The organism is Streptomyces niveiscabiei (assembly GCF_001419795.1).
GTDB lineage: Bacteria > Actinomycetota > Actinomycetes > Streptomycetales > Streptomycetaceae > Streptomyces > Streptomyces niveiscabiei.
On record NZ_LIRL01000316.1, the window covers coordinates 1 to 7,715 of the forward strand.

Below are 7,715 nucleotides of genomic sequence, written 5' to 3' on the forward strand. Positions count from 1 at the left end.
CCCCAGAGACGCCCCCCGACCCGCCTCCCGACGTCACCGGAAGTCCTCTTCCCGGTACTCGTCCTGCGACCCCTCGGCGGTCGCCTCCCGAAGCTCTATGCGCCGGATCTTCCCGGAAACCGTCTTCGGCAGCGGCGCGAACTCCAGCCGCTTGATCCGCTTGTAGGGCGCGAGCAGCTTCCGCGAGTGGGCGAACAGCGCCTCGGCGGTCTCGGGACCGGGCTCCCACCCGGCGGCGAGCACCACGTACGCCTTGGGCACCGCCAGCCGTACCGGGTCGGGCGCCGGGACGACCGCCGCCTCGGCCACGGCCTCGTGCTCCAGGAGCGCGCTCTCCAGCTCGAACGGCGAGATCTTGTAGTCGCTGGCCTTGAAGACGTCGTCGCTGCGCCCGATGTACGTCAGGTACCCGTCGGCGTCGCGGGAGGCGACGTCCCCGGTGCGGTAGTAGCCGCCGGCCATCGCCTCGGCCGTGCGGTCCGCGTCCCCGTGGTAGCCGGTCATGAGTCCGACGGGCCGCCCGGCGAGGTCGAGCGCGATCTCGCCCTCGGTGACGCCGGGGGCGCCGGAGACGGGGTCGAGCAGTTCGACCTTGTAGCCGGGGCTGGGCCGCCCCATGGAGCCCGTCTTGAGGGGCTGTCCGGGGGTGTTGGCGACCTGGACGGCCGTCTCGGTCTGCCCGAACCCGTCCCGGATCGTGAGCCCCCAGGCCCTGCGCACCTGCTCTATCACTTCGGGGTTGAGGGGTTCCCCGGCGGCGACGGCCTCGCGCGGCGGTGTGGCCAGCTGGGTCAGGTCGGCCTGGATGAGCATGCGCCAGACGGTCGGCGGCGCGCAGAAGGTCGTCACCCCGGCCCGGTCCATCTCGGCCATCAGCCGGCTCGCGTCGAACCGGGCGTAGTTGAAGATGAAGACGGTCGCCTCGGCGTTCCAGGGGGCGAAGAGGTTGGACCAGGCGTGCTTGGCCCAGCCGGGCGAGGAGATGTTGAGGTGGACGTCGCCGGGCTTGAGGCCGATCCAGTACATGGTGGCCAGGTGCCCGATGGGGTAGGACGCGTGGGTGTGTTCGACGAGCTTGGGGCGGGCGGTGGTGCCGGAGGTGAAGTAGAGCATCAGCGGGTCGTCGGCGAGGGTCTCGCCGTCGGGGGTGAACTCGGCGGAGGCGGCGCCCGCTTCGGCGTAGGAGTGCCAGCCGTCGACGGGTTCGCCGACCGTGGTCCGCGTGTAACGGCCGGGCACCTCGGCGAACTTGGCGGCGTCGGCGGAGCGGACGATGACGTGCCGGACGCGGCCCCGTTCGACGCGGTCGCGCAGATCCGCCGGACCCAGCAGGGGAGTTGCCGGGATGACGACGGCGCGCAGCTTCATCGCGGCGAGGGCGATCTCCCACAACTCGGCCTGGTTGCCCAGCATCACGAGGACGCGGTCCTCGGCGCGCACGCCCCGCGCGCGCAGCCAGTTCGCGACCTGGTCGGAGCGGTGCGCCAACTCGGCGAAGGACAGCTTCTGTTCGGAGCCGTCCTCCTCGACGATGTGCAGGGCGGTGCGGTCGTTGCCGTCGGCGATCGCGTCGAACCAGTCGAGCGCCCAGTTGAAGCGTTCGGGGCGCGGCCAGGTGAAACCGGCGTACGCGGCGGCGTAGTTGTCGCGGTGGGTGAGCAGGAAGTCCCGGGCTCTGCGGAACTCGGCGGCGGGACCGGCATGGTCGGCAGACGTGTTGGAAGCGGCGGAAACCCGCACGGAGAACGAATCCTTCGTCACCATCTGCACTCCTCTGATCCACGGAGAGTGTTCCTCCGGTTCACTCCCGCTCCGTACCGGTCCATTGCCCGGCGGCACTCTGCCATCGTGTAATCCGTGATGCAGGTCTCACTACCCCCGAACGGGGGTGTGCGCGGCGGCGGAGCCGTAGAAAGAGGCGGGTGCAGGGTGGCAGCGGACGCGTCGGGAACGATGGAGATTCATGGCGCGCTCGTCAGGCTGCGGCGGACCACCGGTTTGCCGGTGGCGTTCGGCGGGCCGGTCGAGCTGGGCCAGCGGCGGATGCGGATCACGGAGATGAGCGGCGCGGCGACGGCCTCGCTGCGCGGCCTGGCGGTGACGGCCGGGTACGGCCTCGGCGGCAAGACGCTGGCCCTGGCGCGGCCGATCGCGGTGAGCGACTACTCGGTCTCGCGGCAGATCAGCCACGAGTACGACGTCGCGGTCGCCGAGGAGGGCATCCGGTCGGTGCTGGCGGTGCCGATCGTGGTGCGCCGCCGGGTGCGGGGCGTGCTGTACGGGGCGCTGCGCACCGCGATGCCGCTGGGCGACCGGACGCTGGTCGCGGCGGTGGACGTGGCGCGGGACGTCGAGCAGGCGCTCGTGGTGCAGGACGAGGCGCGGGCGCTGCTGGAGGCGGCCGGGCCGCCCGCCGAGCCGGGGCGTCCGGCGGACGCGGCGCACTGGGAGCAGGTCCGGGAGGCGCACGCGGCGCTGCGCGCGCTGGCCCCGCGCATCGCGGACCCGCAGCTGCGGGCCGAACTTCTCGACGCGTGCGGCCTGTTGACATTGAGCACCGAGCAGGCGGAAACCGTAGAAAGCGGTACCACGCTCGCGCCGCGCGAGCTGGACGTCCTGACCTGCGTGGCGGCCGGCGCGACCAACGCGCTGACCGCCGAGCGGCTCGGGCTGCGGCCGGAGACGGTCAAGGGCTACCTGCGGTCGGCGATGCGCAGACTGGGGGCGCGGACCCGGGGCGAGGCGGTCGTCGCGGCGCGGCGGGCGGGGCTGTTGCCCTGAGTGGGAGAGTCGGTTTCCGGACAGGGAAGGGGTGCCGGTGTGAACCATGGCGGACGGGAGGATTCGCGCCGTTCCGGGCCCGTCCCGGGGCTCCGGACGGGCACAGATTATTCAGGTAACCGCTTACTGAATTTCTCCATGCAGTCGGCTGTTATATCCCTCACCCGGCAGTCCCTCCGAATGTCAAAGAGGCGTTGCCTAGAATTTGCCCCGCACACGACACTCGGAGGGGAGCGGTGACCGTGCGACGGGACTTCAAGGAGTCTGCCCGATGCCGCCCCGACCTGGTCATCGGCAGGGACGAGCTGTGGGTGTCGGCCCGCGACCAGCTCGCGCGGGGCGGCAGCGTGCTGCTCCACGGACCGGCCGGAATTGGAAAGTCGACGGTGCTGCGCGCTTTGGCCGCGGATTACGGCGAGAGCGCGCACACGGTCCTGCGCTGCTCGGCGACCGAGTCCGAATCCCATCTCCCGTTCCTGGCCCTCGCCGACCTCTTCGGCCTGGTCCTGGACGACGTGGCCACCGCCCTGCCCGCGGCCCAGCGCACGGCGCTCGAATCGGCGCTCACCGGGCGCGGCGAGTCCACCCTCCAGCGCGACGGCCTCGCCCTGCGCCTCGCGGTCCTCTCGGCGCTGCGCCAGCTCGCCACGCGCGGCCGGGTCCTGGTCGTCGCGGACGACATGCAGTGGCTGGATCCCGCCAGCGCCGAACTCCTCGGCTTCGCGGCCCGCCGGCTCGGCGACACCCCCGTACAGGTCCTGTGCGCGGTGCGTACGGAGGGCCAGGAGTACGACCGGCAGCTGCGGCAGTCGCCGCCCGACACCCTCGCCATCCGGCTGAACGCGCTCTCGCGGGCGCACGTGTCCGCGCTCCTCGACCACCGCGGCTACACGGAGCTGCCCCGCTCCACGGTCCGCGACATCCACCGCACCAGCGGCGGGAACCCCCTGTACGCGCTGGAGCTGGGCCGGGCGCTCAGCGAGATGCCGACGGCGCCGCGCCCCGGCGAGCCGCTGCCGGTGCCGACCTCGCTGCGCGCGCTGGTGCTGTCCCGCCTCGACATGCTGTCCGCCGAGGCGCGCCGCACCCTGCTGGTGGCGAGCGCGGGCGCCCGTCCGACGCTGGCCCTGCTGCACGCGGCGGGCCGGGAGAACGCCGAGGCGGAGACCGCGCAGGCCGCCGCCCTCGGCCTGCTGGCGACCGAGCCGGAGGGTCCGGCCGTACGGTTCGCGCACCCGCTGATCTCGGCCGCGCTGTACGCGGAGGCGCCCGCGCAGGACCGGCGGGCCGCGCACGCGGCGCTGTCCACGGCCGCCTCCGACCCGATCGAGCGCGCCCGGCACCTGGCGCTGGCGACGACCGGCACGGACCCGGAGGTCGCCGACCGGCTCTCGGAGGCCGCCGCCCTCGCCCGCGATCGGGGCGCCCCCTCGGTCGCCGCCTCGCTCGGCCTGCTAGCAGCCCGGCACACCCCGCCGGGCGCGGCGCCTTCGCCGGACGAGCGGCGCCTGGAGGCCGGCGAGGACGCGATCACCGCCGGGGAGGCCGACTTCGCGCGGGACATCGCGCACGACGTCCTCACCAGGGTGACCGCGCCCGCCGACCGGGTGCGCGCCTGGATGATCGTCATCGAGTCCGCCGGGCAGGCGCTCGGCGAGGTCGACGCCGTCTTCCCGAAGGTCCTCGCCGACGCGGGCGACGACCCGCGCCTCCTCGCCCTCGTCCACTACCAGCTGGCCTGGCGCGGCCTGGTCGTCGACGGCGAGTTCCCCGAGGCGCGCCGGCAGTCCGCGCACGCCGCCGAACTCGCCGAGCGCGGCGGGGACCGGCGTACGGAGCTGATGGCGCTGTCGCTCCAGGCGTCCACCGAGACCCTGATGGGGCATCCGGACGCGCCCCAGACCATCAAGAAGGCGCTGCGGGAACCGCAGTTCGCGGATGTGGCCTGCCATCACAACGGGCCCGCGATGGCGCGGTTCCGGTGGCTGCTGATGAGCGACCAGCTGCCCGAGGCGCGCACGACGATCACCGCGCTGCTGCGGGAGGTGCAGCGGCGCGGCGTCGTCGAGAGCGAGGTGCACTTCCAGCGGTTCCTCGCCGAGACCGAACTGCGCTCCGGGCACTGCGGGCGCGCCCTCGACCTGGCCCGCGAGTCGCTGCGCCTCGCGCGCGACTCCGGGATCGGGCTCGGCGCCTCCGCGATGCTGACGTCCCAGGCCGAGGCGTCCGGCGGCGACGTCGAACGGGCCCTGGAGCTCGCCCGCGAGGCCGCCGGGCGGGCCGAGGGCGACGGCGACCAGATGTACCTGTCCAAGGCCCTCGCCTCCCTCGGGTACGCCCAGCTCGTCGCCGACGACGCGGCCGGCGCCGTCCAGTCGCTGCGCCGGGTCCGGGAGCTGGAGCAGGGGCTCGGCATCACCGACCCCGCGCGCGGGCGCTGGCAGGGCGACCTCGCCGAGGCCCTCGTACGGATCGGGGAGCCGGCCGAGGCGCAGGACGTCATCGACGTCACCCGCGAGCACGCCGTACGGCTCGGGCGCGAGAGCATCATCGCCGTCCTCGACCGTGCCGAGGCCCTGGTGCGGGCCGCGCGCGGCGACCACGACACCGCCCTCGCCCAGCTGACGTCCGTGCAGGACCGGCTGGCGAAGCTCGGGTACGCCCTGGAGGAGGCCCGCGCCGCGTTCGCGCTGGCCCGGCTGCGCACCGGACGCCCGGGGCCGACGTCGTACGACGAGGCCACGCGCCTCTTCCGGCGGTGCCGGGCCGTGCCCTGGCTGCGGCAGGTCGACGCGGCTCTCGCGTCCGGTGTCGAGTCGCCCGCTCTCGTGGAGCGGGCGCCCGCCGCCGACGCGCTGGAGGGGCTCGCCTCGATGGAGCGGCAGGTCGCCGCGCTCGTCATGGAGGGCGCCACCAACCGGGAGATCGCCGCCCGGCTGTTCATCAGCGTCAAGACCGTGGAGGCCACGTTGACGCGCGTCTACCGCAAGCTCGGCATCCGCTCCCGGGTGGACATCGTGCGGCTCGCGGCGGGGCGGCGCGCCACCTGACGGAGCGGCGGGTTTACTTCCACCTGCGGTTCGCCCCGGGGACACCGAGGGTTTTCCCTGTCCGGGTCCCCTAGGGGGTTCCCTCATTGGGGTGAGGGTGTGACGGGCCGTAGGTTCTGTGACGTGCCGCTCGCCCGGGCACACGGGGGTCGGTCCCGCGACCCCCGTGCACGACTCCCCCACAGCACCCGCGCGTACTCCCCACGGCTACCTCCCCCCCACGAGGAGACACATTGTCCGCGCTCGACCGTGCGAGAAGGGCCGCCGCCGCCTCGGCGGCAACCGCCGCAGCGGCAGCGACGACGCTGCTGCTCGGCACCCCGCCGGCATCGGCAGCACCCCAGCCGATCGTCGGCGGTACGACGACCACCACCTCGTCGTATCCGTTCATGATGCAGATCACGGACGCCTCGCAGAAGCAGTTCTGCGGAGGCACCCTCGTCTCCGCGACGAAGGTCGTGACCGCGGCGCACTGCATGGTCGGCGAGACCACGGGCAGCGTGCGCGTGGTCGGCGGCCGGACGTACCTGAACGGCACCGACGGCACGGTCGGCCGGGTCACCGGCATCTGGATCCACCCCGGCTACACGGACACCACCGAGGGCGACGACGTGGCCGTCCTGACCCTGGCGACGCCGATGCCGTACACCCCGGCACCGTACGTCTCCGCCACCCAGACGGGCCTGTACGCGGCCGGCACCACCGCGCGCATCCTCGGCTGGGGCACCACCTCCGAGAACGGCGGCTCCTCCAACCAGCTGCGGACCGCGACCGTCCCGGTCGTGTCCGACGCCGGCTGCCGGAGCTCCTACGGTGCGGACTTCGTCCAGTCCGACATGGTTTGCGCCGGATACACCACCGGCGGCACAGACACCTGCCAGGGCGACAGCGGCGGTCCCCTGCTCATCGGGGGCGTCCTGGCAGGGATCACTTCCTGGGGAGAGGGGTGCGCGGAGGCCGGTTACCCGGGTGTCTACACCCGGCTGACCGCCTTCTCCTCCCTCGTCACCTCCGAGGTCACCTCGTAGAGGTACCCCCGGGAGCACGATCAGGGGGCGTTGCGGGCCTCCACGAGCGGCCCGCAACGCCCTCTATCCATGCGCCCGTTCCGGCGGCGAGACTGTCCGCCATGATTGTCTCCGAAGAGCGGCTGCTCGCGTTCGCCGCCGTGTCCCTGCTCGTGATCGTCGTCCCCGGGCCGAGTGTGCTGTTCGTGATCGGGCGGGCGCTGGCCCACGGGCGGCGGGTGGCGGTGATGAGCGCGCTGGGCAACGTGGTGGGGTCGTATCTGCTGGTCGCCGTGGTCGCGTTCGGGCTCGGGTCGGTGGTGCAGGAGTCGGCGGCGGTCTATCTCGGGGTGAAGCTCGCGGGGGCCTGCTACCTGGTGTACCTCGGGGTGCAGGGGTGGCGGCACCGGCGGGAGCTGAAGGTGACGGAGGTACGGGGGTCCACCGCCCGCCGGGGGGATCTGCGGACCCTGGTCGACGGGGCGCTCGTGGGGGTCACCAACCCCAAGGGCGTCGTCTTCTTCGCCGCCGCGCTGCCGCAGTTCGTGGACCACTCCGCCGGGAACGTCGTCGCGCAGATGCTCGTGCTCGGGCTGGTGCCGATCGGGATCGGGCTGGTCACGGACACCCTGTGGGGGCTGACCGCCTCGGCGGCCCGCTCCTGGTTCGCGCGCTCGGAGCGGCGGCTGTCGCTCATCGGGGGCGCGGGCGGGTGCACGATGATCGGGCTGGGCATGACGGTCGCGGTCACCGGGCGCACCGACTGACCGCTACGGGATCACGGCGGCGAACCGGATGTCGTACGGCGTCCCCGGGTGCATCACCGCCAGCATCCGCGCCGCCTCCTCGGTGACCGCCTCCCGCTCCGCCTTCGCGA

General features: G+C 73.4%; 5 protein-coding genes. 4 read left to right on the top strand and 1 reads right to left on the bottom strand.

Annotated features, from left to right (window positions below):
- Nucleotides 1-33: 33 nt before the first annotated feature.
- Nucleotides 34-1,764, bottom strand: a complete 1,731-nt coding sequence (locus AOK24_RS16355; protein WP_240553956.1) for an AMP-binding protein — start codon at nucleotides 1,762-1,764, stop codon at nucleotides 34-36.
- Nucleotides 1,765-1,953: 189 nt separating this feature from the next.
- On the opposite strand from AOK24_RS16355, the gene AOK24_RS16360 reads away from it, so the two are divergent.
- From AOK24_RS16360 to AOK24_RS16375, 4 genes are all read left to right on the top strand, one after another.
- The gene (locus tag AOK24_RS16360; protein ID WP_206191210.1) at nucleotides 1,954-2,781 is read left to right on the top strand and encodes a helix-turn-helix transcriptional regulator; all 828 of its coding nucleotides are present in this window, start codon (nucleotides 1,954-1,956) and stop codon (nucleotides 2,779-2,781) included.
- Between the two features lie 236 nt (nucleotides 2,782-3,017).
- Nucleotides 3,018-5,831 (top strand): helix-turn-helix transcriptional regulator, encoded by a 2,814-nt coding sequence (locus tag AOK24_RS16365; protein ID WP_055720813.1) that lies wholly within the window; start codon nucleotides 3,018-3,020, stop codon nucleotides 5,829-5,831.
- Nucleotides 5,832-6,064: 233 nt separating this feature from the next.
- Nucleotides 6,065-6,859, top strand: coding sequence for a S1 family peptidase (locus tag AOK24_RS16370; RefSeq protein ID WP_055720814.1), 795 nt, complete (start codon nucleotides 6,065-6,067; stop codon nucleotides 6,857-6,859).
- Between the two features lie 104 nt (nucleotides 6,860-6,963).
- Nucleotides 6,964-7,605, top strand: a complete 642-nt coding sequence (locus AOK24_RS16375; protein WP_055720816.1) for a LysE family translocator — start codon at nucleotides 6,964-6,966, stop codon at nucleotides 7,603-7,605.
- Nucleotides 7,606-7,715 lie beyond the last annotated feature (110 nt).

Bases quoted from the DNA above. Each gene is read 5' to 3' on its own strand.
- AOK24_RS16355 (WP_240553956.1), bottom strand. From the start codon at position 1,764: ATGGTGACGAAGGATTCGTTCTCCGTGCGGGTTTCCGCCGCTTCCAAC.
- AOK24_RS16360 (WP_206191210.1), top strand. From the start codon at position 1,954: ATGGAGATTCATGGCGCGCTCGTCAGGCTGCGGCGGACCACCGGTTTG.